The sequence below is a fragment of the Pseudomonadota bacterium genome, from assembly GCA_023229365.1.
Lineage (GTDB): Bacteria > Myxococcota_A > Polyangia > JAAYKL01 > JAAYKL01 > JALNZK01.
The window spans coordinates 41,297-62,704 of sequence record JALNZK010000020.1; the positions used below are offsets into that span (position 1 = coordinate 41,297).

Genomic DNA, 21,408 nt, shown 5'->3' on the forward strand with positions numbered 1-21,408 from the left:
CCACCCTCCATCGTCACGCGGGCGGGAAGTGATCGAAGCCGCCGCGCCCGGCGGGGATCGCGCGTCCGCTCAGCTCGACGACGACCCCGGACGCACCCGCCGCGATCTCGCCGATCCGGTGCGCCGAGACGCCGCCGGCGGCCTCGAGCGCGGCGCACACCGCGTCCTCCGCGCCCCGTTCCGCCGTGAAGAGCAGCTCGAAGTCCTCGCCTCCGCGAAGGGCGAGCTCGATGGGATCGCCTCTCGCACCGGCGCAGATCGCCGCCGCGGCGCCCGAGATCGGGATCCGGTCCGCGTCGAGGCGTACGACCACGCCGCTCTCCTCCGCGACGTGCCGCGCGTCCGCCTCCAGGCCGTCGCTGACGTCGATGCACGCGGTGACGCGTCCCAAGTCGCCGAGCGCCCGCCCTTCCCGGAGCCGGGGCGACGGGACGAGGTGCCTCGCGATCGCCGCCGCCGCGAGCCCGGGCTCGACGGCGCCGATCCCGCCCTTCAGGAGCTCGAGCCCCGCCGCCGCGCCGCCGAGCTCGCCGGTCACGAACACGAGATCGCCCGGCTTCGCGCCGCCGCGCCGCAGCCCCCGGCCTCGCGGCACGTCGCCCACGAGGAAGAGGTCGATCATCACCCCGGCGTCGAGGCGGGCCGTGTTGCCGCCGACCAGCGGGGCGCCCTCCCGATCGAGCCCCTCCCGCAGCCCGGCGTAGAGCTCCTCGATCCACTCGACCTCGGTCCCTCCCGGGATCGCGAGCGAGCAGAGCGCCCACCTCGGCTGAGCCCCCATCGCCGCGACGTCGCTCAGGTTGACCGCCGCGACGCGGCGCCCGAGCTGCATCGCCGAGATCCACTCGTTCCTGAAGTGGACCCCCTGGATCTGGCAGTCGCAGGTCAAGACGAGATCCCGATCGCCGTCGGGCCGGACGATCGCGCAGTCGTCGCCCGTGCCCGCGACGACGGACGGCGACCGCACGACCCCTTTGCCGCAGAGGCGCGCGATCAGACCGAACTCGCCGATTTCCTTGGCCCTCATGGGAGCACCTCGCTGCGAATCAGCTTACTCACCGGTCAGCTGATATGCGAATAAATCTATCCACTTGACACTCGAGGGGATGCCCCGTACTGTCCGCCCGGTCCGCGAGGCGGCAGTGCGCGCGCCCGCGGCCAATGTACGTTATGGGCAACGAACGCAAAACTGGTCTATTCGAAATCGACGTGGAAGCGCTCAAGCGCGGTCCGACGATTTTCGATTGCGACATCCCGTTGACGTGGCTCGCCGAGGAGCTTCGGGCCTGCGAATATCCGGTGGAGCCCACGGGCGCGCGCCTCGACGCGTCCGTCTCTTTGGCCGATTCCGGCGTGCTCGTCAGCGGCGAGGCGAAGGCCAGCGTGAAGACCCAGTGCGGGACCTGCCTCGACGACGTCCACCTCGAGCTGGTTGCCCCTCTTAGCGCCTTCCTCATGCCGCGGCCGAGCGTGGCGGACGGGCCCGGCGGGGAGCTGACCCCCGAGGACCTCGAGCGCGAGTGGTACGACGGCGATCGCTTCGCCCTCGACGACCTTTTGCGCGACGCGATCGTGCTCGAGCTGCCGATGACCCCGCGCTGCGAGGGGACCTGCCGCGGCGAGGCCGTGGCACACCTCGTGCAGAAGAAAGACAGAATCGACCCGAGGCTCGCCCCGCTGGCGAGGATACGAATCGCAAAGGAGAAGTGACGTGGCTGTTCCGAAGAAGAAAATGTCGAAGTCGCGCCGCGACAAGCGGCGCGCGAACCACGACCGCATGGACCACCCCGCGGTGTCGAGCTGCCGCCAGTGCGGATCGCCCGTGCGACCGCACAACGCGTGCCAGGAGTGCGGCACCTACCGCGGGCGCCAAGTGATTGATGTCGAGGCGGGCGAGGGAGAGAAGGCAGAGGCCAAGTAGGCGCGTTCGATGGTCGACCGGGGCACTGCAAAGGCGGACCGCTGATGAGCGTTCAACTTCGCACCAGGATCGTCGGCACGGGGAGCTACCGCGCCGAGGGCGTGCTTACCAATTTCGATCTCGAAAAGATCGTCGACACTTCCGACGATTGGATCGTGGGGCGGACCGGCATCCGCGAGCGGCGCGTGGCCGGAGCGGGGATCTGCACCTCCGACATGGCCGCGGCGGCGCTCAAGAACGCGCTCGAGATGGCCGGCAAGTCCGCCAACGACCTCGACATGATCGTGTGCGGGACCGTCACGCCCGACAGGCCGCTCCCGGCGACCGCCGCCTACGTGCAGCAGAAGATCGGCGCGACCAACCACTGCGCGTCCTTCGACCTCGCGGCGGCCTGCGCCGGGTTCATCTACGGGCTGTCGATCGCCGACAGCTTCATCCGCACCGGCAAGGCGAAGACCGTGGGCGTGATCGGCGTCGAGCTCTTGTCGCGCGTGTTGAACTACCAGGACCGCAACACGTGCGTGCTGTTCGGCGACGGCGCGGGAGCGGTCGTCGTGACCGGGGAGACCGGAGAGCCCGGCGTGCTCTCGACGCACATCTTCACCGACGGGTCGCTCACCGAGCTTCTGACCATCCCGGCGGGCGGCTCGCAGCTGCCGACCTCCGCCGAGACCGTGGCGGCGCGCCAGCACTACGTGTCGATGGAGGGCAAGGAGGTGTTCCGCTACGCGGTGCGCTACCTCTCGTCTGCGGCGGAGCTCGCCCTCGAGCGCAACGGGCTCGGACCGAGCGACATCGACCTCGTCGTGGCGCACCAGGCGAACATGCGAATCCTGGACGGCGTGTCCAAGCGCATCAAGGTCCCGCTGGACAAATTCGTCCTCAACATCGAAAGATACGGAAACACCTCGAGCGCCTCGATCCCGATCGCGCTCGACGAGGCGGTGCGGGCCGGCCGGGTGCACCCGGGCAACACGCTCCTCATGGTCGCCCTGGGGGGCGGGATCTCGTGGGGCTCCGCCGTGGTGAGATGGTGATTGCATGACGGGCAGGTACGCGCTGGTGTTCCCCGGACAGGGGGCGCAGAAGGTCGGCATGGGGCGCGAGCTCTTCGATGCGTTCGAGGCCGCGCGCGCGACCTTCGCCGAGGCGGACGCCGCGCTCAAAGAGCCGCTCTCCAGGCTGATCTTCGAAGGTCCCCTCGAGGCGCTGACTTTGACCGCGAACACCCAGCCGTCGATCCTGACCGTCTCGGTCGCGGCGTTCCGCGCGCTCGCCTCGAAGGTCCCGCTCGCGCCGGCGTTCGTCGCGGGGCACAGCCTCGGGGAGTACAGCGCCCTCGTCGCCGCGGGGTCGATGTCGTTCGCGGACGCCGTCCGCACGACGCGCGCGCGCGGCGCGTTCATGCAGGAGGCGGTCCCGGCAGGGATCGGGGCGATGGCGGCGGTGATGAAGCGCACAGAGGCCGACGTCGCTGCGGCGTGCGAGCGGGCCGCGGAGGGGGAGATCGTCTCCCCGGCGAACTTCAACTCCCCGGATCAGATCGTCGTCTCCGGCCACGCGGGCGCCGTGGCGCGCGCGTCGGAGCTGCTCCAGGGCGGCGGCGGCCGCGTCATCCCGCTGAAGGTGAGCGCGCCGTTCCATTGCGCGCTGATGCGGCCCGCGGCGGAGCGGCTCGCCGCCTTCCTCCGCGAGGTGCGGTTCGCGGCGCCGACCGCGCCTATCGTCACGAACGTCGAGGCCGCGCCCAACGCCGACGCGTCGCGGATCCGCGATCTGCTCGTGACCCAGGTGACCTCGCCCGTGCGTTGGACGAACACCGTGCGCCGCATGATCGAGGAGGGCGTCACGACCTTCGTCGAGCTCGGCCCCGGCAGCGTGCTCGCTGGCTTGATCAAGAAAATCGACGCGGGCGCGACGGTCGTGTCCGCCGGCGATCCGAAAGGCATTGAGGCGGCCGCGACGGCGCTGGCCGAGCTCGGTTGATGAGGTAAGAGCGCGGCGAACGCCGCCACACGTGAACGCGCAGGCTTGGTGAAGGTGCCTGCGCCACATTTCGGAGGAAAAAAATGGAGATCGAGAACAAGGTGCGCGAAATCGTTTGTCAGCAGCTCGACGTGGAGCCCGGCCAGGTGAAGATGGAGACGTCGTTCGTCGATGACCTCGGCGCCGACTCGCTCGCGGTCGTCGAGCTTGTTCTCGCGCTCGAGGAAGCTTTCGAGATCGACGTGCCCGACGAGGACACGGAGAAGCTCCGGACCTTCAAGGACGCCGTCGAGTACATCACCGCGAAGGTCAACGGTTGAGGAGAGCGACGTGACGGGAAATCGAAGGGTAGTGATCACGGGGTGCGGCGCCATCAGCCCGCTCGGGCTCGACGTCGGCGCGCTGTGGAGCGGGCTCGTCGGTTGCCGGTCGGGCGTCGGCATGATCACGCGCTTCGACGCGACGGACTTCACGACGAAGATCGCCGCCGAGGTGAAGGGCTTCGATCCGACGAAGTGGGTGGCCCCCCGCGAGGTCCGCCAGATGGACCGGTTCATCCAGTACGCGATCGCGGCGGCCGACGAGGCGATGCGCGACTCGGGGTTCGTCATCACGGACGAGAACGCGACCCGCGTCGCGACCGTGATGGGCGTCGGCGTGGGCGGCCTCGAGACGATCGAGATCACCCACCTCCTCATGAAGGAGAAGGGCCCGAAGCGGATCTCCCCGTACTTCATCCCGGGCATGATCTCGAACCTCGCGCCGGGCCACATCTCGATGCGCTTCGGCGCCAAGGGGCCGTCGGTCACGACGACCTCCGCGTGCGCGTCGTCGGCCCACGCCATCGGCGAGTCGTACCGCATGATCCAGTACGGCACGGTGGACGCGGTCATCTGCGGCGGCGCGGAGGCGACCGTCACGCCCCTCGGCATCGGCGGGTTCAACGCCCTCAAGGCGCTGTCCACGCGGAACGACAGCCCCGAGACCGCGAGCCGCCCGTTCGACAAGGATCGGGACGGCTTCGTGATGGGCGAGGGATCCGGCGTGCTCATCGTAGAGGAGCTCGAGCACGCGAAGCGGCGCGGCGCGAAGATCTACGCCGAGGTGACCGGGTACGGCTCGACGGCCGACGCGAACCACATCACCCAACCCGCCCCGGGCGGCGAGGGTGCGGTCCGCTGCATGCAGCTCAGCCTGGCCGACGCGCGCCTCGCGCCCTCGCAGATCGACTACATCAACGCGCACGGCACCTCGACGCCGATCAACGATCCGCTCGAGACGCTCGCCGTGAAGACGGCGTTCGGCGATCACGCGAGGAAGCTCGCGATCAGCTCGACCAAATCGATGACCGGTCACCTCCTCGGCGCCGCGGGCGCCATGGAGGCGATCGTGCTCTCCAAGGCGATAGAGCTCCAGATCGCGCCGCCGACGACCAACCTGACGACGCCGGATCCGGCGTGCGATCTGGACTACATCCCGGACCAGGCCCGCCAGATGAAGATCGAGCACGCCCTGTCGAACTCGCTCGGCTTCGGCGGGACCAACGTCTCCCTCATCTTCTCCCGTTTCCGGGGTTGACGCGGCCATGCGTCGCATCGCGATCGCCAGCGATCACGGTGGATTCGAGCTCAAGGAGGAGCTGAGGCGGGTGCTCGCGGGAGGCGAGCTCGAGCTCGTCGATCTCGGGTGCGGCTCTGCGGACGAGTCCGTCGACTACCCCGACTACGCGGGCCTGCTCTGCGACGAGGTCCTCTCGGGGCGCGCGGAGCGCGGCATCCTCGTGTGCGGCACCGGCATCGGCATGAGCATCGCCGCGAACCGACGGCGCGGGATCCGGGCCGCGCTCTGCTGGGACCTCTTCACCGCGAGGATGGCCCGCGAGCACAACGACGCGAACGTGCTGTGCCTCGGAGGCCGCGTCCTCGCCGCGGCGACCGCAGCCGAGATCGCGCGCGAGTTCCTCGGCAGCGCCTTCGCCGGCGGCCGGCACTCGCGACGCCTCGCCAAGATCGACCCGTCATGAAGTGCCCGACCTGCGGCGAGGCGGACACCCGGGTCATCGATTCGCGCGCCCTGCGGGACGGCTCGGAGATCCGGCGCAGGCGCCAGTGCGACGGCTGCAACGCGAGGTTCACGACGTACGAGCGCGCGGAGGGCACGTTCCCGCTGGTCGTGAAGAAGGATGGGCGCCGCGAGCCGTGGAGCCGCGAGAAGCTCCTGCACGGCCTCGCGAAGGCGTGCGAGAAGCGACCCGTGCCGATCGAGGTCATCGAGCGCGTCGTGGACGAGATCGGACGCGCCGTGACCGGGCTCGGGGAGGCCGAGATCCGGAGCGAGCGCATCGGCGAGGAGGTCATGCGCCGGCTCCGCAAGCTGGACGAGGTGGCGTACGTCCGCTTCGCGAGCGTCTACCGCTCCTTCAAGGACATCGACGAGTTCATGATCGAGCTCTCGACGCTCATGAAGAAGCGCGAGTCCGGAACGAAGGAGGGGGAGCCGTGAGCGGCCGCCTCTCGCCCCGCGATCTCGACCTGATGCGGCGCGCCCTCGAGCTCGCGCGGCGCTCTCGCCCGAGCCCCAACCCTCGGGTCGGCGCGGTCGTCGTGCACGGCGACGCGATCGTGGGCGAGGGCTTTCACGAGCGCCCCGGGCTGCCGCACGCAGAGGTGATGGCGCTGAACGCGGCGGGGGAGCTCGCCCGCGGCGCCGAGCTGTTCGTCACGCTCGAGCCGTGCTGCCACGAGGGGAGGACCGGTCCGTGCACCAACGTCGTGCACGCCGCCGGAATCCGGCGCGTGGTCGTCGGCATGATCGATCCGGACGAGAACGTTCGCGGGCGCGGAATCGCAGAGCTCGAGCGGCTCGGCCACGAGGTGATCGTCGGGGCGCTCGAGGCCGAGATCGGCCTCATGCTGGAGGGCTACGTGGTGCACCGCACGTGCGGACGACCGCTGGTCAGGCTCAAGGCCGCGGTGTCGCTCGACGGCGCGATGGCCACCCGCGGCGGCGACTCCCGCTGGATCTCGGGAGCGGAGTCCCGGCGCCGCGCCCACGAGCTGCGCGCCGACGCCGACGCCGTCGCCATCGGCGCGGGCACCGCGCTCGCCGACGATCCGCTGCTCACGGTCCGGGACGCCGACGGGCCGACGCCGTTGCGCATCGTGTTGGACTCCGCGCTGAGGCTCCCCGTCGCGAGCCGGCTCGTCGAGACCGCGACCCCCGCGAGCCCCGTGCTGCTCGTGCACACGACGCGCGGCGCGCCTCGAGCACTATCCTTCGAAGGGCGTCCGGGGCTCGAGACGCTCGAGTGCCGCGCCACCGCCGAAGGGCGCGTGGATCTCCATGCCCTGCTCGAGGCGCTCGCGAGGCACGGGATCCTCACGCTGCTCGTCGAAGGCGGCCCCGAGCTCTCGAGCTCGTTCGCGAAGGCCGGCCTCGCCGACAGGTTCTCGCTGTTCGTCGCGCCCAAGCTGATAGGTTCCGGGAGAAACTGGATTTCTCTCGCGGACGTCACGCGCGTCGACGACGCCGTCGCGGTCCGCATCGAGGCGGCGACGCGCCTCGGCGGAGATCTGCTCGTCGAGGGCTCGTTCGTCCGCGCAGGGCCTGCTGGGCGCTAGCCTTCCCGCGTCAGGTCGAGCTCCTCGGCGAACCCCCGAAGGTCGGCGCCCCGCTCGTCGTCGCCGAGGTGCAGCTTGCTCAGGCCCGACATCTCGAGCTGCCGGATGCGCTCGCGGGTCAGGTTCATGATCTCGCCGACCTCCTCGAGCGTCACGCCGCCGCGCTCCGCGACGTCGAGCGCGCACGTCTCCGTCATCTCCCAGACCTCGATGTCAGGGAAGTTCAGCTTGATCGAGCCCGTCTCGGGGTTCACGTCGAGGTACAGGTGGTACTTGCAGCTGACGAACGGGCACGGCCGCTCGCCGTTCTCGCAGTCCGCCCAGGTGAGGGGCCTGTCGTACTCGACCTCGGGATACAGGATCTGGCCGAGCCGGATCTGCTCCTTGGTCATCTTCTTGATAGGGATCGTCCGCGCCCGGACCGGGCGCTTCCGCCGTGTGCTCCGCCGCCTGCTCTCGTCGCCCTGATCGCCCTCGAGCTCCACTCCCAGCCGCTTCGCCTCTTCCATGGTCTCCTCCCGGTTTCTTGCCTCTTGTGACCCGCGACCCGCGCGCCGCCCGTCACACCGCGTCCCGCGCAAAGTGCGCATTCTCTCGAATCGACCTCGCCGCCGCCTCCAACAACGTCATCAGCTGCTCCGCAGATCGTTTCGCCTCTTCGATCTGCTTGCGCGTAGTCTTCGCCACGATGTCGCCACCCCGCTCGGCCGAGATGCTCTCCTCGAGCTTCCGGACGATGTCCTTGAGCAGCCTTCTGAGCTCCTCGAGCTCGCCCCCGACGAACGCGAACTCGTGCCGGATCTCCTCGATGGTGTAGTCGAGCGACATCATCCGCTTGATCTCGTTGATCTGCCGGAGCGTCCCGACCGGGTAGACGCCCTTCGACCCCTTGTGCTTGCCCTTGGTGCCGACGCGCGTGCTTCGCGGCAGGAGCCCGAGCTGCACGTACTTGCGGAACGTCGCCTCGGAGAAGCGGATCCCGCGCCGGCAGAAGACGTCCACGATCTCGCCGGAGCTGAGCCCCTCCGCGTGCTCGGCCTCGAGCGACTCGAGCTCCGCGGCGTCGAGCAGGGCGCGCGTTCCGGCGTGATTTTCTCGAATATCATCCATTCAATGGAATCCATTCTTTGTTTTATTTTCACTGTGTGATTTGGAATGTAATCTACTGAATAGAACTGTGTCAAGCGTCATTTTTCGAACCCCTCGCGGACGCTAAGATCCTCTTCACGCGAGGCTAATCCGCGAAGCCGCGGGGGGCGGCTGGGGAGAATCCCGGCGGCTCGAAAGGGGCTCCCCCGGTCCTAGGCCGTCAGAGGGGGCCCCTCATGGAAGGTGATCGAGGAAATGGATTGTCGCGGGAACGCCCGCGAGATCACTCACCGGAATCGATTCTGTCGAGAAGCTGTCGCGCGTAGGGTCGCCAGGCCTCGCCCTCGTGCGCCCACCGCCCCGTCTTGGGCGCCGAGAGCACCATCTTCAACTCCTTGCGCGCATCGGCGGGCTCGCCCGCTTCGATGAGCACCTCGCCGCGGATCAGGTGGTTCATCGGGTAGTCCACCGTGGCGACCGCCCTGTCCGCGTACTCGATCGCCTTGTCGAGGTCGCCGATGCTGGTCGGCCACGGCGGCGCGTGCATGTACAGCATGGCGAGCAGCCGGTACGGCCCCCCGGACTCGAACACGGGATCCAACGACGCCGCCTTGAGGCCGAGATCCTCGACGTTCTTGGCGAGCTGCATCGCGCTGAACCCGATCCCGGAGTGCTGCGCGCGCCTCCCCTTGAGCACGGCGAGGTAGTAGTACCCCTCGACGCGGTCCGGGAGCTCATCGATGACCCGCTCCGCCGCCTTCTCGCCGCGGGCGATCCAGATCAGCTTGTCCGCCGTCCCCTTCTCCCGCTCCGCCGCGAAGAAGCACACCTGGGCGAGGCGCCAACGGAGCTCCCGCGGATCGACGACGGTCTTCCGAGTCTTCGCGAGCTCGATCGCCCTGTCCAGCGCGTCGGCGGCCGTCGTGAGCTCGGAGAGCGCCGAGTCCTGGAACGACTTGGCCTCCGCAAGCGCGACCAGCACTTCGATGTCGTTGGGCAGGGTGTCGGCCTTCTTCTTTCCCGGGCTGACGGCGGGAAGCGTGGGGCCGCACGCCGCGAGGAGGAATGCGGACGCGAGCAGGACGACGACGCTCTTCTTGGTTCGAGCCCCACGAGGCATGGTGTGGGCCTCCGTCTGGGGCACGCTCAGTGGACGCCGACTTCGCGGATGCGCGCTGCTTTCCCGCGCAGGCCACGGAGGTAGAACAGCCGGGCCTGACGCACGCGGCCGTGCGCCTTGACCTCGACCTTCTCGATGCGCGGAGAGTGGTTGGGGAAGACGCGCTCCACGCCGACGCCGTAGGACACCTTGCGGACCGTGAATGTCCCCCGGAGGCCGCCGTTGTGCCGCGCGATGACGATCCCCTCGAAGACCTGCACGCGCTCCTTCTCACCCTCGCGGATCTTGTAGTGGACGCGAACGGTATCGCCCGACTTGAAGTCCGGCAGGACGTTCACGCGCAGCTGCTCCTGCTCGATCTCGTATAGCTTCAGAACCGTGCCGCTCATGGCAGTAACCTCTTTCCCGGAACCGTATCTCCCCGCTGTCTCCGGGGTGGAGGCATTATGCGTATTCTCCCCTCCTTGTCAACAACTCTGTCCGCCGCCGCGGCGCATCCGGGCTTGTCTTCGCGGCGAACTGCGCGTACCTTTCCGCCTTGCTTTCGGGGCGTGGCGCAGCCTGGTAGCGCACGAGTTTTGGGTACTCGGAGTCGGAGGTTCGAATCCTCTCGCCCCGACGGGAGATGCGCCCGTAGCTCAGTCGGATAGAGCAACGGCCTTCTAAGCCGTGGGTCGCCCGTTCGAGTCGGGCCGGGCGCGCAGGAAAAGTTGATCCCGCCTTGGCCGAGCATCTCGCGCGCCTGTTGTGCAGGGCGCGTCGCATTCAGGTGGGCTGTTTCCTCGACCATCGCTATTCCCCTCTGCGCAGCTCGACACAGAACCGTGTGTCAGCTTGTACCACATCGAAAACACAACGAAAACGCCAAAGCATCGGGTCCAAACCCGGTTCACGGGTCGGGCGGGAAGGTGAGCTAAAAAGGTCGGCTGCCGTCATCAGGGCTTCACATCGGGCGCGGCACGCTCGCGGTCGATCCGATGCGGCAGGATCTGCATCACGATGTAGGCGGCAGGGATGGCCACGCAAAGCAGGAAGCCAACGGTTGCGCTCAGCCACGAAGCGGCCGCGGCGAACGCGAAGAGGATGGGGTAGAATAGCAGGCGTATCGAGACCGCCTTGCGCACGTTCTCGGGAAAGCTGACCACCGTCAGCCGCCCGCCGTGGGTTGCGTAGCGCCAGTTCCAGAGCAGCGCCATCCCGGCCGCCGCCATGTTCCCCGCGTAGACCACCACACCGACGTGGTACCTGTAGAACTCGCTGAACAGCGCGGTCGAGGCGGGGACGAGCGAGATGAGGAGCATGAAGAGGACATTGATCCAGACATGGCGCCTATCGGTCCGCGCGAAGAAGCTGAACTCGAAGTGGTGGGCGAACCAGAACGACGCGAGCAGAGCGAAGCTCACCACGTAGCTGACCAGCTCCGGCCACATCGATAGGAGCCTCTCCGTCAGCTTGTCCGCGCTGCTGATCTCGGCGATCTTCGGCACCCCGATCTCCAGGACCAGCAGGGTCATCACGATCGCGAAGATCCCATCGCACAGCGCCTCGAGACGGGCCTTGCTCAGCCCCGGGACCCCCGTCGCGCTCATCGTCGGCCTTCCAGCGCCGGAGGGTTCTCCTCGTCGACGTAGCCCTGATTCAGCTCGACGATGTTGCCGTCCGGGTCGGCCAGCCAGCACACCCGCATGCCCTTGACGAACGCGCCCATGTCGAGCGGCCCGAGGGTCAATCGCGCCTCGGCGCCCATCCGCGCGAGCTGCGCGTCGAGATCCGGCACCGAGAAGCACAGGTGACGGAGGCACGGCCACGACGGACCGGCTTCCTTCGGCGGCGGGCATGGCGCCTCTTCGGTCGCCTTGAACAGCTCGAGGTAGATCTCGCCGCTCCTGATCATCACCACCTGCCCGGGCCCTGGCGCGTACACGCGCGTCCTCTGGAATCCGAAGTGCTTCGAATAGTAGCGCTCGGTGGCGATCGGGTCCTTGCACATCACGCCGACGTGGGAGAACGACACTGCCGGAACGGCGGCACCCGTACTATTCTGGCTCATGGCTCGGCTCCTGCCCCGCTACCAGGTGCGGTGGTAAAGGAAGAGGCTCATCAGATCCAGCATCTCGGGCACGCGGTACCCTGGATACCGTTCGACGAGCTCCCGCCGGAGCGATTGCTCCCCCGCCCCGGCTTCGAAGCGCCCCTTCGCGAACTCGATGTATTCCAAGAGCTCCCCGAGGATCCCCGTGGAGGTCGGCTCGCCGTGACCGGCGAGCAGCAGATCGTAGTCCTCGGCCTGCGCCTCGCGCAGCGCCCGCATCCAGCCGTCGAACAGGTACTGCCCGGCCGCGTTCTTGTCGCCGACCACCGGAAACACGCGGTTGTAGACCAGGTCCTGGGCGACGAGCGTTCGTTGCTCGGGCAGCTCGAACAACGCCATCAGCGGCGCCTCGGTATCGACCAGTCGACGGCATCGCAGGGTCACGCCGTCCAGATCCGCGTCCCCCTCGGCCAGATCTCCTATCGGCAGCACGAGGCGGCGAGCGATCCTGTCGCCGAGGGTCTTCCGTTTGAGATCGAGCAGGTACTCGCCGATCCGGGCCAGCTCGTCCGCCGTCTCGGGGAGAGCCGACAGGTGGAGGCCAAAGAAGGCCTCGAGCCCCATCCAGTGGTCGGGATGCGTGTGCGTGACGACGACGCGATCAATCGGCTTCCCGAGCGCATCGGCGTACTCCCGCACTTCGCGCGCGTACGGAACGAGGAGCTGCGCGTCGACGACGACGAGGCGGCGGGCGGTCTCGATGATGTGGGAGCAGACCATCTCTCCGTCCACGGGGGAGATGTACGTGTGGGTCGTGCACGGACCCCTGCGTTTGACGACGATGGTCCCGTTCATCGACGTCGCTCCGTCACTTCGCCAACGCGTTCACGAGGGCGGCGCCGAAGGCGATCGAGGACTCCACCGAGAGCCCCGTGACGAAGGGGTGGTCCACCGCGGTGCACGGCTTCTCCCGGTTGGCCGTGGCGTCGGAGATCACCCTCCCCTTCGGGCCCACGGCGTCCTCGACCATCCGCTGCAGCGGGAACATGAAGCCCGTCGTCGTGATGTCTGTTCCCGGGTTGTCCGCGGTCGCACCGTAGAGCGGGTAGTTCATGTCGAAGGTGAAGTCCCACTCGTGCGGATGTGCGACGACGGTGCGTTCATAGATGACGCTCTTGCTGTCACGATCAGGGTCCCGCGTGAAGGCGAGCGCGCCGACGCCGTAGCACAGGGCGCCCACCAGCTTGCCCGCCTTGACCGCGTCGAGGACGAGGGCGTGGACGTTCGCGTTGCCGACGAGATCCAGCGACGCTCCCGGGCCGCCGACGATCACCACCGCGTCGTAGTCGCTCATCTTCGCGTCCGCGAGCTTGATAGGCGAGGCCCACTCGGGACCGTCGAGCAGCTGCTTCGTCCGCTGCACGACCTCGGGCGTGTTGACCTTCGCGTTCTGCATCGGATCGACGAATTCGGGATCCATGCTGACCACGATCGGCAGGGGCTTCTTCCCCAGACGCGTCGCCAGCGTCGGAAGGTGACCCGCCTTGCGCAGCGCATCCCACGGCGCCTGCAGCTCCTCAGCCCAAATCCCGTAGTTCGACGCCAGGACCAGCACTCTTTTACCTGCCATGTGAAGAAGCCTCCTCGTTGCGGACCGTCACCCCGAGCACGTTCACTCTCCCAGAATCGGCTTGAACGGACGCGAGTCGTGGTAGTTGCGGAAGTAGGAGATCTTGCCGTTCTTGATCTCGTAGTAGTTCACCCCGTCCGCCTCGATCGGCTCGCCTTTCGGCCCGACCGTCGAGATGTGCCAGACGACCGCCGCCGTGTCGCCGTCGATGAAGAACCTGCGCGGGCGGTTCTCGAAGGTCTTCGAAGTCCGCAGCCCCTCGATCGACGCGGACAGCGCCTTGATCCCTTCGAGATGCCCGCCGAGCTGCTCGTCCATGACGATGTCGTCGGCGAACAACGCCAGCCAGTCATCCCACCGCCCGCTGTTGACGCACTCGAAGTACTCCGCGACCACTTCTCTCGTTCCCATGCGATACCTCCTCGCGAGCCCTGCTCCCTTCGGCGATCCGCTAGCCCTTCATCCTGTCGAACGCGCCGACGATGTACTCGGAGATGACGGCCTTCTCGGATTGGGGATCGCGGATCACCTCCCAGCGCTGGTGCACGTTGGAGCCGGTCCATTCGCTGTAGGGGGCCGGCGGGGTCCACGTCTTGGCCTGCCAGTTCACCACGAGATTCACCTCGGCCTTGTCGCCCGCCAGCCGCACGTCGAGGAACAGCACGTCGTGCACCTGATCGAAGAAGAGGTTCGTGACCTTGTGGAGCCAGACGCGGAACTCCGCTTGGCTGCGCAGCGAGTCGCCCGGAAACTCCATGTGCAGCGACGCGGCCGACAGCATCGCCTCGAGCTCTTCCGCCGGCGCCTTGTCGGTCAGCTTCTTGAACCACGCGTAGACGAGCTCCTTCACCTCCCAGGCCGTCAACGTTTCCGCCATGATCTCCTCCGTGTATTCGTTCCGAACCGCGAAAACTCTCCGACTCGCCGCCGGCTGCTACGCCATGCCGTACTTCCTCCAATAACACTCGATCACGTGCGGAAGGTCGTATGTCAGCAGAAAGATCGCCGCATCTCCCGGCATGTGCTTCTGCATCGCCGCAATCACCGACGCCTGATCCGCCTCGCTCGGCAGCCTGTCCTTTTCCGGGATCGCGCGGATCGCGTCCAAGAACGCCTGGTTGTAGCCGCGCTGCCAGCGGAGCTGCTCCATTCCTCCCGGCTCGCCGTGGCCGTAGTAGAGAAAGACATCGGCGGGAAGCGTCGTTTCCAGCCGATCGAGGAGCTTCATCCACTCTCGGAGGTGGCCGTCTCGGAAGAAGCTGTGGCAGTCCTTTGCGACGAGGTCGCCGATGAACGCGTGCGTCCCGCTGGCGCCCCGCACCACCCACATCCCGTCGGCGTCCGACTCGCCTGGACCGAGGTCCGAGAAGGCGAACGCGGTGCCGTCGATGGTGAGGGTCGTGCCGCCCTTCACGATCATGTTCGGGAAGACACGCGGCTCCGCAAAGTCGTCTCCGTGGTAGCTCTTGCCCAGCGCACCTTTCTCGGCGTCCTCCTTGCGGGAGAAGTCGAGACAGCCCTGCGAGGCGTACCGCGGTACGTCCTCGAACACCTTGAGGCCGGAGAAGTGATCCGGATGCCCGTGCGTCATGAGCACCGCCCGGATCGGCTTGCCGACCTCCTCGGCGATCGCCACGAGCTGCCGCGCGCTCGACAGCGCGATCGTGGCGTCGATCACGACGGAGGCGTGCTCGAGCTCCACCAGGAAGGCGTTGACGTGGTTGGGGAGCGCCGGGAACTTGCCGGCGACGCGATGGACGACGGGGAACGCTGGCATCACCCTCTCCTCTCCTCCCATCGACGGCGCGGGGACTTCACTGGCCGCACCGGCACTCGGTCACCTCGCCGGGAACATGCTTCGAAACGATGAGGTCGATCAGGAACGGACCGGGCGTCGACAGCATGCGCTCGAGCGCGGGCCGGATTCGTTCCGGCCGGTCGATCTTCTCGCCCGGCACTCCCATGGACGCCGCGAGCGATACGAAATCGATGACGGGGTTCGCCAGCTCGAACGGCTCCGGGAACACGTGCGCGCCGATGCCCTGTTCCTTCCAGTACTGCTGGATGTTGAGCTTGAGCAGCTTGTACCCCTGGTTGTTGCAGACCACGAACTTCGCGCCGATGCCGTGGCGCGCGGCGGTCCACAGCGCCTGGATCGTGTACATGGAGCCGCCGTCGCCGGAGAAACCCACGACGGTGCGGTCCGGCTTCGCGACCTTCACGCCGAGAGCGCCCGGAAAACCCACACCCAGCGAGCCGCCTCGTGTCTGGAAGAAACTGCCTGCGGCGCGGGGCGGGAGGTAGCGCGTCAGCTCTGGAGATGAGGTCAGGGCCTCGTCGAAGAGGACGGCGTCCGACGGGAGAAGCTCGGCGAGCTCTCCCATGAATCGCGCGGCACTGACCGGTATCGACTCCCATTGAGAACGATCGGCGAGCTTCTGCGCCGCCACGCGTTCCGCTTTCTGCCTGCTGATGCTCTCGGCTCGGATCGCCGCGGCCGAGCGCCGGGCGTCGTCCATCACGGTCGGCAGCACGGCGGCCAGGCGGGCGAGGGAGAGCTTCGGATCGGCGACCGCGGCGAGTGTGACGCGGTGGTTGCGCGCGATCGCCGACGAATCGAGATCGACATGAACGACCTTCGCGCCCGGGGCGTAGATGTCCTCGAGCCGCGGATAGACCTCGGGAACCATGTACGTGCCCACGACGAGGTTGACGTCCCCCTTCGAGGTGATCGGGTGGCTGGCGAAGCCGAACATGTGGCCGGTCTGTCCCTGGTAGAGCGGGTGGTCGTACGCGACGTTCAGCTCGCCCGAGTCGACGCCCCAGATCTCGGCGCCGAGCAGCTCCGCGACGCGCTCGGTCTCCGCCTGCGCGCCCGAATACGCGACTCCGTCGCCGACGAACATCATCGGCTTCCGGGCACCCGCGAGCATCTCGGCCGCCTCGCGCAGGAACGCGTCGTCGGGAGCGACACGCGCGGGGGTCGTGAACGACGGCTCCACCGTTTCGCGGCATTCCTGGTCGAGAACGTCGGCCGGCAGGCACAGGTACACGGGCCCCATCGGGGGCGTCACGGCGATCTTGACGGCTCGGCGGACCATGCGCAGCAGCGACGATGGGTCGGTGACCATCGCCGCCCACTTCGTCACCGGCTCCGCCATCGCAACCAGATCGCCGTACATCTGCGCCTGCATAGGCAGGTACCGCAGACCCGCGTCGCCGCCGATCACGACGAGCGGTGCGTGCCCGCGCATGGCTTGGTACATGGCACCGATCGCGTTGCCGAGCCCCGGCGTGCTGTGGATCTGCACGAGGGTCGGCCGGTGCGTGGCGCGCGCGTACCCGTCGCCCATCATGACCGCGACGCTCTCTTGAAGTGACAAGATGTAGTGCATGTCGGGGAAGTCGTGCAGCACGTCCAGGAACCCCTGCTCGACGGTGCCGGGGTTGCCGAACATGCACGTCATCCCGTCGGCGAGCAGCTGTTCGACCAGGGCGCGACGGCCGTGCCTACCATCCATACCGCTTCAGCCCCTTGTCCAGCACGCCCACGAACACGTCGCCGAACTCGTGAGAGCACTGCAGCGACCGGGCCGTGATGAAGGGATAGTCCACGATGACCGACGTTTCCTTGCCGAAGTTGCCGTGGAACTGCCCGTCAGGGGCGACCGCGTCCGAGAGGACGTGCTCGAGCACGTACGGCGGCGGTCCCATGTTGAAGTCGGTGCCCAGGAAGCCGGTCCCGTCGTGGTAGTCGTACTCGACGCAATGGCCCGTGACGTGCTTGCCGCGGATGATGCTCCGGCGCTCGTTGAAGTCGCGCGCGAACGCCAGGACCGCGACGCCGTAGCAGATGCCGGCGATGGGCTTGCCCGCGCGGTGGAAGCCGAGCACGAGCTCATGCACCCGCTGGTTGTTGACCATGTCGACGATGGGTCCGCTGCCACCCACGAGCAGGAGCGCCTCGTACTCGGCCGTCAGCGCGCCGACTCCCTCCTTGACCTGGGCGTAGTACTTCTCCAACTCTCGGAGGAAATCCGGGCGGCTGTGGTACGGCCGCTCCGGGATGATCGCAGAGAGGTTCTTCGTCGTCGCGAGCCGGTTGGTCGCCTCGAAGCGCTTCACCAACTCCGCATCGTTCGCCGTGGTCACGCACACGCCCAGCGGCGGGTCCACGTACCCGGTGTCGTAGCTCGGCGGGAGCGCCTCGGCCTTCTTGCCGTTCGGTGTGACGAACTCCACCTTGTGGCCGGCCGCCTCGAGCTTTGTCAGCGGCCCCACGAGCTCGATGCCCCAGTACCCGTGCTCCGACAGCATCGCGAGAACTTTTCCAGCCATCGTCTTCTCCTCTTCGTCGCTAGAGCGTCGCCCCATCCGCGCCGTGGAGCATAACATTCTCATTTTGGCATGGCGAGTCGTAGAAGAGTCGTAGAAGAGGGCGCGGCGAGGCAGGCTGTCGCTGAACGCGGCTTGACTCTCGGTCAGGCCTGGATAGACTCGTCGAGCCTCTGGCTTCCCTGAAGCTCCGACGCGGGGCGCGCGAACAAGGAGCGAGATGTCTTCGAAGAAAATCGGGGTCTTGATCGAGAGCGATTTCTACGAAAACGAGATCTTCTACTACCAGCATCGGTTTCAGGAGGACGAGGTCGAGCTGCACTTCCTCTCCCGCCTGTGGGGCCAGGGCTCGTTGACGTTCAAGGGGCACGAACTCCAGGCGCCGCTCACGTGTACCGAGAGCTTCGAGGGCCTGTCGGACGAGTCGTTGCGCAGCTTCGCGGCGATCATCGTCCCGTCCGGCATGGTCGCGGATCGGTTGCGCTACACCGAGGATCCGGCGAAGGTGCCGCCGGCAACGGAGCTCCTCTCGCGCGCGTTCCGGGAGGACGGGATCATCAAGGGCATCATCTGCCACGGCCTGTGGCTCTGTGCTCCTTTGCCCGAGATGATCCGGGGGCGCAGGCTCACGTGCCACAACAACCTCATCGGAGATGCGCGGGCCTATGGGGCGCAATACGTGGATCAGGATCTCGTGACGGACGGAACGCTCGTGACGGCGCGCACCGGTGCTCACTGCCACCTGCTCGCCAAGACGATCCTTCAGCGGATCGCCGGCCGAGGAGAACGGACATGAACGAAATCGCCTTCCCCATTTCCGACACCGTCGCGGGTTACGTCGAGAGCTTCGACAAGGCGGCCGACGCGTTCGTGCTCAAGACCCCCGGCGGCCGGAAGGTCGGCGTGCGCTTCGTGAAGGGCACGTACGCCTGGATCGCGAACAACCTGGACGAGCCGCGCCAGTGGTGCGGCGAACAGATGCGGGAGATGATCGCCGCAGGAAGGTTCGTGTTCGTCTACGGCACCTACTACCCGGAGGGCGGCGGGTTCACTTACGAGGCGCAGTATCTGATCTTCCTCGGGGGGAAGCTCGGCGAGTTCCACTTCGAGAAGCAGGACTGGTGGGTCAAGCAGATCAGCTCGCTCGGCGACTTCTACCTCAAGGCCCAGTTCCCGACGGGCGAGGTGAACTACGAAGACTACCGCACGACGATCACGCTCAACGGCGAGAAGGCGAAGGACAACTACCGGCAGGAGACGGACACGATCTCGCGGCTGGTGTACGGGTTCGCCACGGCCTACATGATGACCGGCGACGATCGGTTCCTCGAGGGCGCCGAGCGCGGCACGGAGTACCTGCGCGACCATATGCGCTTCCTCGATCCGGACGAGAACATCGTCTACTGGTACCATGGGATCGACATTCATGGTCGGCAGGAGACCAAGATCTTCGCCTCGGAGTTCGGCGACGACTTCGACGCCATCCCGGCCTACGAGCAGATCTACGCGCTGGCCGGTCCGATCCAGACCTATCGCGTGACCGGCGACCCGCGCATCCTGCGCGACGCGGAGATGACCGTCGACCTGTTCGATCGGTTCTTCCTCGATAAGGACAAGGGCGGATACTTCTCGCACCTCGATCCTATCATGCTCGATCCGCGCAGCAGCGCGCTGGGCCCGAACAAGGGCAAGAAGAACTGGAACTCCGTCGGCGATCACGCCCCGGCCTACCTGATCAACCTCTACCTGGCGACGGGCGAAGAGCGCTACGCGAAGATGCTGGAGTTCACCTTCGACACGATTGCCGCGCACTTCCAGGACTACGAGCACAGCCCGTTCGTGCAGGAGAAGTTCTTCGAGGACTGGTCGCACGACAACTCGCACATGTGGCAGCAGACGCGGGGCGTGATCGGGCACAACCTGAAGATCGCGTGGAACCTGCTGCGCATGTACGGCCTCAAGCCGAAGCGCGAGTACGAGGCGTTCGCGCGCAAGATCGCCGAGGTCATGCCTGCCGCGGGTGGTGACCGTCAGCGCTGCGGCTGGTACGACGTCATGGAGCGCAATCGCCGCGAGGGCGAGGAGTGGCACCGCTTCGCGTTCCACGATCGCAAGGCGTGGTGGCAGCAGGAGCAGGGCATCCTGGCCTTCCTGATCCTCCACGGGATCCTGCGCGATCCGGAGTACCTGACGCTGGCCCGCGAGTCGTCGGCCTTCTACAACGCGTTCTTCCTCGATCACGACGACGGCGCCGTGTTCTTCAACGTGCTGGCCAGCGGCATCCCCTACCTCATGGGGAACGAACGCTTCAAGGGCAGCCACTCGATGAGCGGCTACCACTCGTTCGAGCTGTCCTATCTGGCCCAGGTCTACACGAACCTGCTCATCACGAAGCAACCGCTCGAGCTGTACTTCAAGCCGCTGCCTGGCGGGTTCAAGGACCGGGTCCTGCGGGTCTCCCCCGACATCCTACCGCCCGGCACGGTGCGCATCGAGCAGGCCTGGATCGACGACGCGCCGACGACCGACTTCGACGCTGAGAAGCTCACGCTCCTTTTGCCCGAAACACAGGAGCGCGTGCGGGTGAAGGTCCGCATCGCGCCGACCGGGATCCGGCCATGAACATCCTGGCGCGGACAGAGGGACGGGTCGTCGTGCTGGAGATCGAGGGAGACGTCGACGGCAAGACGGCGCCGGTGTTCCGGGAGCAGGTCCTCGCGCGGATCGAGCCCGAGGGTCTCGTGCTCCTCGATCTGAACCGAGTCGACTTCATGTCCAGCGCCGGGCTCCGCGTGCTGCTGCTGACCTACCGCGAAGTGGGGTCCAAGAAGGCCCGCGTGGTGCTCGTCGGTCTGAACGACGGCGTCCGGACGAGCATGAGCGCGACCGGCTTTCTGAAGTTCTTCACGGTGCGCGACTCGCTCGCCGAAGGGCTGTCCGCCCTGGAGTAGCCGATGGAACGGATCGACTCGCACGCCACGCACGTCCACGCGGGCTACCGCATCCGCGCCGGCCAGCCCTACCCCTTCGGCGCGACGCTGGCCCCCGGCGGGATCAACTTCTCGGTGTTCTCGCGCCACGCGAGCTACTGCGTGCTCGTGCTGTACGAGCGGGGCGACCGGAAGCCGCTGGTGGAGATCCCGTTCCGCGGCCTGTTCCAGCGGATCGAGGGTGGCGAGCCCGTCTGGGGCGAGTTCCGGATCGGCAACGTGTTCACGATGACCGTCCTCGGCCTCGACCCGGAGCGGATCGAGTACGGCTTCCGGATGGACGGACCCTACCCGAAGGTCGAGCGGGGGCAGCCCGGGCACCACCGTTTCGATCCCGGCATCGTGCTGCTCGACCCCTACGCCCGCGCCATCGGCGGGCGCGACGTATGGGGCGCCACGCCCGACCGGGGCTTCCCCTACCCTCACCGATCGCGGGTCGTGGCCGACGACTTCGACTGGGAGGGGGATCGGCCGCTGGAGATCCCGCTCGAGGATCTGGTGATCTACGAGATGCACGTCCGGGGCTTCACGCGCCACCCCTCGTCGGGCGTCGCCCAGGCGCAGGCCGGCACCTTTTCGGCGATGCGCGAGAAGCTGCCGTACCTCCAGTCGCTGGGGATCAACTGCGTCGAGCTGATGCCGATCTTCGAGTTCGACGAGCTCGAGAACGGTCGCTGGGACGCGG

Annotated in this window: 27 protein-coding genes and 2 tRNA genes; 15 read left to right on the plus strand and 14 right to left on the minus strand. The window is 67.3% G+C overall.

Translation table 11 applies throughout. The features are described 5' to 3' along the window. Positions 1-13: 13 nt before the first annotated feature. Positions 14-1,027 carry a thiamine-phosphate kinase gene (thiL, locus tag M0R80_11680; protein ID MCK9460292.1) on the minus strand — a complete coding sequence of 338 codons (1,014 nt, stop codon included), beginning with the start codon at positions 1,025-1,027 and terminating at the stop codon, positions 14-16. 182 nt (positions 1,028-1,209) lie between these two features. On the opposite strand from thiL, the gene M0R80_11685 reads away from it, so the two are divergent. The 9 genes from M0R80_11685 to ribD all read left to right on the plus strand — a co-directional run bounded on the left by M0R80_11685 (position 1,210) and on the right by ribD (position 7,527). Next, the gene (locus tag M0R80_11685) at positions 1,210-1,710 is read left to right on the plus strand and encodes a DUF177 domain-containing protein (GenBank protein ID MCK9460293.1); all 501 of its coding nucleotides are present in this window, start codon (positions 1,210-1,212) and stop codon (positions 1,708-1,710) included. Position 1,711: 1 nt separating this feature from the next. Further along, positions 1,712-1,921, plus strand: coding sequence for a 50S ribosomal protein L32 (rpmF, locus tag M0R80_11690; protein MCK9460294.1), 210 nt, complete (start codon positions 1,712-1,714; stop codon positions 1,919-1,921). Between the two features lie 44 nt (positions 1,922-1,965). Then, entirely contained in the window at positions 1,966-2,958 is a 993-nt protein-coding gene (locus M0R80_11695) for a ketoacyl-ACP synthase III (protein ID MCK9460295.1), read from the plus strand. Positions 2,959-2,962: 4 nt separating this feature from the next. After that, entirely contained in the window at positions 2,963-3,907 is a 945-nt protein-coding gene (gene fabD, locus M0R80_11700) for an ACP S-malonyltransferase (GenBank protein MCK9460296.1), read from the plus strand. An 83-nt stretch (positions 3,908-3,990) separates the two neighbouring features. Further along, positions 3,991-4,227: an acyl carrier protein gene (gene acpP / locus M0R80_11705; protein MCK9460297.1), complete on the plus strand. Its 237-nt coding sequence runs from the start codon at positions 3,991-3,993 to the stop codon at positions 4,225-4,227. 10 nt (positions 4,228-4,237) lie between these two features. Beyond that, complete coding sequence (fabF, locus tag M0R80_11710; GenBank protein MCK9460298.1) at positions 4,238-5,485, plus strand: beta-ketoacyl-ACP synthase II; 1,248 nt, start codon at positions 4,238-4,240, stop codon at positions 5,483-5,485. A 7-nt stretch (positions 5,486-5,492) separates the two neighbouring features. Beyond that, the gene (gene rpiB / locus M0R80_11715; protein MCK9460299.1) at positions 5,493-5,930 is read left to right on the plus strand and encodes a ribose 5-phosphate isomerase B; all 438 of its coding nucleotides are present in this window, start codon (positions 5,493-5,495) and stop codon (positions 5,928-5,930) included. Beyond that, the gene (gene nrdR / locus M0R80_11720; protein ID MCK9460300.1) at positions 5,927-6,409 is read left to right on the plus strand and encodes a transcriptional regulator NrdR; all 483 of its coding nucleotides are present in this window, start codon (positions 5,927-5,929) and stop codon (positions 6,407-6,409) included. Before rpiB ends, nrdR begins: the two co-directional genes overlap by 4 nt. Then, on the plus strand, positions 6,406-7,527 hold the full coding sequence (gene ribD / locus M0R80_11725) for a bifunctional diaminohydroxyphosphoribosylaminopyrimidine deaminase/5-amino-6-(5-phosphoribosylamino)uracil reductase RibD (GenBank protein ID MCK9460301.1): 1,122 nt from the start codon (positions 6,406-6,408) through the stop codon (positions 7,525-7,527). Before nrdR ends, ribD begins: the two co-directional genes overlap by 4 nt. Here ribD and M0R80_11730 read toward each other — a convergent pair. The 4 genes from M0R80_11730 to rplS form a co-directional block, all read right to left on the minus strand. After that, the gene (locus M0R80_11730) at positions 7,524-8,036 is read right to left on the minus strand and encodes a DNA-binding protein (GenBank protein ID MCK9460302.1); all 513 of its coding nucleotides are present in this window, start codon (positions 8,034-8,036) and stop codon (positions 7,524-7,526) included. The genes ribD and M0R80_11730 overlap by 4 nt on opposite strands. Positions 8,037-8,088: 52 nt before the next feature. Further along, the gene (locus M0R80_11735) at positions 8,089-8,637 is read right to left on the minus strand and encodes a hypothetical protein (GenBank protein ID MCK9460303.1); all 549 of its coding nucleotides are present in this window, start codon (positions 8,635-8,637) and stop codon (positions 8,089-8,091) included. A 262-nt stretch (positions 8,638-8,899) separates the two neighbouring features. Continuing rightward, positions 8,900-9,736, minus strand: coding sequence for a hypothetical protein (locus M0R80_11740; GenBank protein ID MCK9460304.1), 837 nt, complete (start codon positions 9,734-9,736; stop codon positions 8,900-8,902). A 26-nt stretch (positions 9,737-9,762) separates the two neighbouring features. Continuing rightward, positions 9,763-10,125 (minus strand): 50S ribosomal protein L19, encoded by a 363-nt coding sequence (rplS, locus tag M0R80_11745; protein MCK9460305.1) that lies wholly within the window; start codon positions 10,123-10,125, stop codon positions 9,763-9,765. Between the two features lie 156 nt (positions 10,126-10,281). Here rplS and M0R80_11750 point away from each other — a divergent pair. Both M0R80_11750 and M0R80_11755 read left to right on the plus strand, forming a co-directional pair. Further along, positions 10,282-10,355: transfer RNA gene (locus tag M0R80_11750), tRNA-Pro, on the plus strand. A gap of 8 nt (positions 10,356-10,363) precedes the next feature. After that, positions 10,364-10,437: transfer RNA gene (locus tag M0R80_11755), tRNA-Arg, on the plus strand. A gap of 234 nt (positions 10,438-10,671) precedes the next feature. Here M0R80_11755 and M0R80_11760 read toward each other — a convergent pair. Genes M0R80_11760 through M0R80_11800 form a run of 9 tightly spaced genes read right to left on the minus strand, consistent with a single transcriptional unit; the run spans position 10,672 to position 17,736 of the window. Then, positions 10,672-11,325 (minus strand): TMEM175 family protein, encoded by a 654-nt coding sequence (locus M0R80_11760; GenBank protein MCK9460306.1) that lies wholly within the window; start codon positions 11,323-11,325, stop codon positions 10,672-10,674. After that, a complete protein-coding gene (locus M0R80_11765) occupies positions 11,322-11,786 on the minus strand; it encodes a VOC family protein (protein ID MCK9460307.1) in 465 nt (154 codons plus the stop codon). The genes M0R80_11760 and M0R80_11765 overlap by 4 nt, the downstream gene beginning before the upstream one ends. Before the next feature lie 18 nt (positions 11,787-11,804). Then, positions 11,805-12,623 carry an MBL fold metallo-hydrolase gene (locus M0R80_11770; protein MCK9460308.1) on the minus strand — a complete coding sequence of 273 codons (819 nt, stop codon included), beginning with the start codon at positions 12,621-12,623 and terminating at the stop codon, positions 11,805-11,807. A gap of 13 nt (positions 12,624-12,636) precedes the next feature. Further along, positions 12,637-13,398: a DJ-1/PfpI family protein gene (locus M0R80_11775; GenBank protein MCK9460309.1), complete on the minus strand. Its 762-nt coding sequence runs from the start codon at positions 13,396-13,398 to the stop codon at positions 12,637-12,639. A gap of 42 nt (positions 13,399-13,440) precedes the next feature. Beyond that, on the minus strand, positions 13,441-13,809 hold the full coding sequence (locus M0R80_11780) for a nuclear transport factor 2 family protein (protein ID MCK9460310.1): 369 nt from the start codon (positions 13,807-13,809) through the stop codon (positions 13,441-13,443). A 40-nt stretch (positions 13,810-13,849) separates the two neighbouring features. Then, positions 13,850-14,275 carry a nuclear transport factor 2 family protein gene (locus M0R80_11785; GenBank protein ID MCK9460311.1) on the minus strand — a complete coding sequence of 142 codons (426 nt, stop codon included), beginning with the start codon at positions 14,273-14,275 and terminating at the stop codon, positions 13,850-13,852. 57 nt (positions 14,276-14,332) lie between these two features. Then, entirely contained in the window at positions 14,333-15,175 is an 843-nt protein-coding gene (locus tag M0R80_11790) for an MBL fold metallo-hydrolase (protein MCK9460312.1), read from the minus strand. Positions 15,176-15,212: 37 nt separating this feature from the next. Beyond that, positions 15,213-16,919 carry a thiamine pyrophosphate-binding protein gene (locus M0R80_11795; protein ID MCK9460313.1) on the minus strand — a complete coding sequence of 569 codons (1,707 nt, stop codon included), beginning with the start codon at positions 16,917-16,919 and terminating at the stop codon, positions 15,213-15,215. Continuing rightward, the gene (locus M0R80_11800) at positions 16,909-17,736 is read right to left on the minus strand and encodes a DJ-1/PfpI family protein (GenBank protein ID MCK9460314.1); all 828 of its coding nucleotides are present in this window, start codon (positions 17,734-17,736) and stop codon (positions 16,909-16,911) included. Before M0R80_11800 ends, M0R80_11795 begins: the two co-directional genes overlap by 11 nt. 217 nt (positions 17,737-17,953) lie before the next feature. Between M0R80_11800 and M0R80_11805 the strand changes: the two genes are divergently transcribed. The 4 genes from M0R80_11805 to M0R80_11820 form a co-directional block, all read left to right on the plus strand. Then, complete coding sequence (locus tag M0R80_11805) at positions 17,954-18,529, plus strand: DJ-1/PfpI family protein (protein MCK9460315.1); 576 nt, start codon at positions 17,954-17,956, stop codon at positions 18,527-18,529. After that, the gene (locus M0R80_11810; protein ID MCK9460316.1) at positions 18,526-20,355 is read left to right on the plus strand and encodes an AGE family epimerase/isomerase; all 1,830 of its coding nucleotides are present in this window, start codon (positions 18,526-18,528) and stop codon (positions 20,353-20,355) included. The genes M0R80_11805 and M0R80_11810 overlap by 4 nt, the downstream gene beginning before the upstream one ends. Next, positions 20,352-20,684 (plus strand): anti-sigma factor antagonist, encoded by a 333-nt coding sequence (locus M0R80_11815; GenBank protein MCK9460317.1) that lies wholly within the window; start codon positions 20,352-20,354, stop codon positions 20,682-20,684. Before M0R80_11810 ends, M0R80_11815 begins: the two co-directional genes overlap by 4 nt. A gap of 3 nt (positions 20,685-20,687) precedes the next feature. After that, positions 20,688-21,408 (plus strand): glycogen debranching enzyme (locus tag M0R80_11820; protein ID MCK9460318.1); only part of this gene is annotated, 721 nt, incomplete at its 3' end.

Excerpts from the sequence above, each read along its gene's own strand:
- M0R80_11785 (MCK9460311.1), bottom strand. The coding sequence starts at position 14,275 with ATGGCGGAAACGTTGACGGCCTGGGAGGTGAAGGAGCTCGTCTACGCG.
- M0R80_11795 (MCK9460313.1), bottom strand. The coding sequence starts at position 16,919 with ATGGATGGTAGGCACGGCCGTCGCGCCCTGGTCGAACAGCTGCTCGCC.
- nrdR (MCK9460300.1), top strand. The coding sequence starts at position 5,927 with ATGAAGTGCCCGACCTGCGGCGAGGCGGACACCCGGGTCATCGATTCG.
- M0R80_11740 (MCK9460304.1), bottom strand. The coding sequence starts at position 9,736 with ATGCCTCGTGGGGCTCGAACCAAGAAGAGCGTCGTCGTCCTGCTCGCG.
- acpP (MCK9460297.1), top strand. The coding sequence starts at position 3,991 with ATGGAGATCGAGAACAAGGTGCGCGAAATCGTTTGTCAGCAGCTCGAC.
- M0R80_11730 (MCK9460302.1), bottom strand. The coding sequence starts at position 8,036 with ATGGAAGAGGCGAAGCGGCTGGGAGTGGAGCTCGAGGGCGATCAGGGC.
- rpiB (MCK9460299.1), top strand. The coding sequence starts at position 5,493 with ATGCGTCGCATCGCGATCGCCAGCGATCACGGTGGATTCGAGCTCAAG.
- M0R80_11775 (MCK9460309.1), bottom strand. The coding sequence starts at position 13,398 with ATGGCAGGTAAAAGAGTGCTGGTCCTGGCGTCGAACTACGGGATTTGG.
- M0R80_11790 (MCK9460312.1), bottom strand. The coding sequence starts at position 15,175 with ATGCCAGCGTTCCCCGTCGTCCATCGCGTCGCCGGCAAGTTCCCGGCG.
- M0R80_11760 (MCK9460306.1), bottom strand. The coding sequence starts at position 11,325 with ATGAGCGCGACGGGGGTCCCGGGGCTGAGCAAGGCCCGTCTCGAGGCG.
- M0R80_11765 (MCK9460307.1), bottom strand. The coding sequence starts at position 11,786 with ATGAGCCAGAATAGTACGGGTGCCGCCGTTCCGGCAGTGTCGTTCTCC.
- M0R80_11780 (MCK9460310.1), bottom strand. The coding sequence starts at position 13,809 with ATGGGAACGAGAGAAGTGGTCGCGGAGTACTTCGAGTGCGTCAACAGC.
- M0R80_11770 (MCK9460308.1), bottom strand. The coding sequence starts at position 12,623 with ATGAACGGGACCATCGTCGTCAAACGCAGGGGTCCGTGCACGACCCAC.
- M0R80_11695 (MCK9460295.1), top strand. The coding sequence starts at position 1,966 with ATGAGCGTTCAACTTCGCACCAGGATCGTCGGCACGGGGAGCTACCGC.
- rplS (MCK9460305.1), bottom strand. The coding sequence starts at position 10,125 with ATGAGCGGCACGGTTCTGAAGCTATACGAGATCGAGCAGGAGCAGCTG.
- M0R80_11805 (MCK9460315.1), top strand. The coding sequence starts at position 17,954 with ATGTCTTCGAAGAAAATCGGGGTCTTGATCGAGAGCGATTTCTACGAA.
- fabD (MCK9460296.1), top strand. The coding sequence starts at position 2,963 with ATGACGGGCAGGTACGCGCTGGTGTTCCCCGGACAGGGGGCGCAGAAG.
- M0R80_11810 (MCK9460316.1), top strand. The coding sequence starts at position 18,526 with ATGAACGAAATCGCCTTCCCCATTTCCGACACCGTCGCGGGTTACGTC.
- thiL (MCK9460292.1), bottom strand. The coding sequence starts at position 1,027 with ATGAGGGCCAAGGAAATCGGCGAGTTCGGTCTGATCGCGCGCCTCTGC.
- M0R80_11815 (MCK9460317.1), top strand. The coding sequence starts at position 20,352 with ATGAACATCCTGGCGCGGACAGAGGGACGGGTCGTCGTGCTGGAGATC.
- M0R80_11800 (MCK9460314.1), bottom strand. The coding sequence starts at position 17,736 with ATGGCTGGAAAAGTTCTCGCGATGCTGTCGGAGCACGGGTACTGGGGC.
- M0R80_11735 (MCK9460303.1), bottom strand. The coding sequence starts at position 8,637 with ATGGATGATATTCGAGAAAATCACGCCGGAACGCGCGCCCTGCTCGAC.